Raw genomic sequence first — 1,966 nt, forward strand, 5'->3', positions numbered from 1 at the left:
AGAATAGTTTTGCTTAGATACAATCTACGACAAAAAGCAAAATGAGCTTGCGTGGGGCAGGGGCGACCATGAACGGTCGGTTAACAGGTGCTTTTAGGAAACTTGTTCGCGAGCCAGGGGGGGAACTATTCACACTGGTGCCTGACTACATCGCTGACATAACAAGAAATATGATGATCTCTTGTGCACGCACAACTTTCTAGATGGACCTTGCCCGATTGTTGGAGGTGCGCCGACCTGATCGTTAACCAGCACTAATAATTCTGGCTTATCGAGAGATGTCGCAAAATGCAGGTCAAGGGCGTTGCACTCGTCAGGGGTTCATATGACTATTCAGGTGTTTGATCGAAGAGCTTCGAAGCTCTTATACGAGCGGACCGTAAGCCGGCCGTTCGAGAACCCCAAAGCGCCCTCAGCGTCGGGGCCTCGACGGCGTCTGACCTTGTCTGTTGCTCGGACGGAATGCGACCGCCTGGCGGCTGAGTCGTTGCTGAACCGGCGCTACGAGTGGCGTGGATATGGATCGCATCACAAGATCGGTGGTAGCGCTTATCAAACGACATTTCTTGCCCGCATGGGGCCAAGCCTTGCCGGTACGATTACACTTGGAGTTGACACACCGGAGGGACTAGCAGCTGACGCCTTATTCAAGGCAGAGATTGATGAGTACAGGAGGGTCCGGGGTTCCCGAGTGTGTGAACTTACAAGATTTGCTTTTGAAAAGTGTGACAGAAAAGATAATAACAGCCTTCTCGCTTGTCTCTTTCATGCTGTATTTCTCTACGGAAGCGACAGCTATGAAGGTACTGACCTTTTCATAGAAGTGAACCCACGCCACCGTCGGTTCTATGAGGCCATGCTCGGCTTCAAGCCGATCGGTGAGTTGCGCATGAATGGCACAGTAGATGCGCCCTCCCAATTGATGTGGATCAGCGTCTCCGAGATAGCCTCTCAAATTCAACGGTTTCGGTCCGGCAAGTCGACGTGCAAGCATTCGCTGTACTCATACTTCCTTTCGGAAGCTGAGGAAGTCAGGGTCAAGAGCCGTTTGGCTTTGCAAGGCGAGCGTGGAGCGCTCAGCACACTATTTGAAGCTTGCTAGCCTGATGAGTGCGCAGCCAAGCAGACCATTGACGGGTCTATTGTCGATGTTCGTTGAAGGCGATCGCAGAGCGAGTGAGAGGGAACAAAACTTCAAGGTTTGGCGTTAATAAACATTGCACACACGAGGGGACAGCCGATACTCTCCAGAACGCGGGAGGGTGATGAAGCAGGTCGAGCTCAGTCGCTAGGGCCCGGACATGTCTTATATTGGACAGCTACGATGGTCGGTTGATGGCGCCGGCGAGGGCATATGCAAAACCTACCGGTCGGATCTTTAGTCATCGGAAAAGAAGCCATCATTACGGGTTTGGGCGGTTTCGAAGCCAGTGTTCAAGGATTGTGGGCTTTCGTTGCAACCTCGGCCCTAAAACCGCGGGATCTTTCCCATCGCGGTACACTGGCATTGCAAGCTGGCAGGATTCTCGGCGGTCACGCTCAGCGCGCGTACGCCGGCACTTATCGGACGAACGGCCACGTCATTAGCTTGCGCATCGAAACTTGGCTCTGGAACCCTCTGGCGGACAGTTCGAGCTTGTTTGGAGTGGGCCCAGGCTCTCCAGATGTTTACCACTACGAAGCTGAGGTCGATCCGGTATTCATGTCCGGCGAGATGACCTCACAAGCTGCACCCGGGCTGAAGCTCACCGCTGCGCTTATGAAGATATGCGACCTTGATGGCGCCTATTGACCCGGCTTGCCTCAAGAACCTTACCCCCGCAATCGACGTCGCCGAAACCGAAGGTTGAGATAGCAGCTCCTGGGTTGCCCCACTTTAGCTACACGCTCCACTTCGCTTCGACAGCAAGCGTTGTTCGCACGGGCAGGCGGTGATCGCCAACGCCGCTCAGAATTGTCACTAACA

The 1,966-nt window shown here is 53.8% G+C and carries 2 protein-coding genes; both read left to right on the plus strand.

Translation table 11 applies throughout. The features are described from left to right. Positions 1–442: 442 nt before the first annotated feature. The gene (locus HNO88_RS21865) at positions 443–1,102 is read left to right on the plus strand and encodes an N-acyl amino acid synthase FeeM domain-containing protein (RefSeq protein WP_221420171.1); all 660 of its coding nucleotides are present in this window, start codon (positions 443–445) and stop codon (positions 1,100–1,102) included. A 252-nt stretch (positions 1,103–1,354) separates the two neighbouring features. Continuing rightward, positions 1,355–1,792, plus strand: a complete 438-nt coding sequence (locus tag HNO88_RS21870) for a hypothetical protein (RefSeq protein ID WP_184250936.1) — start codon at positions 1,355–1,357, stop codon at positions 1,790–1,792. The last annotated feature ends 174 nt before the right edge of the window (positions 1,793–1,966 follow it).

Origin of the sequence: Novosphingobium chloroacetimidivorans, assembly GCF_014204535.1 — a bacterium.
Lineage (GTDB): Bacteria > Pseudomonadota > Alphaproteobacteria > Sphingomonadales > Sphingomonadaceae > Novosphingobium > Novosphingobium chloroacetimidivorans.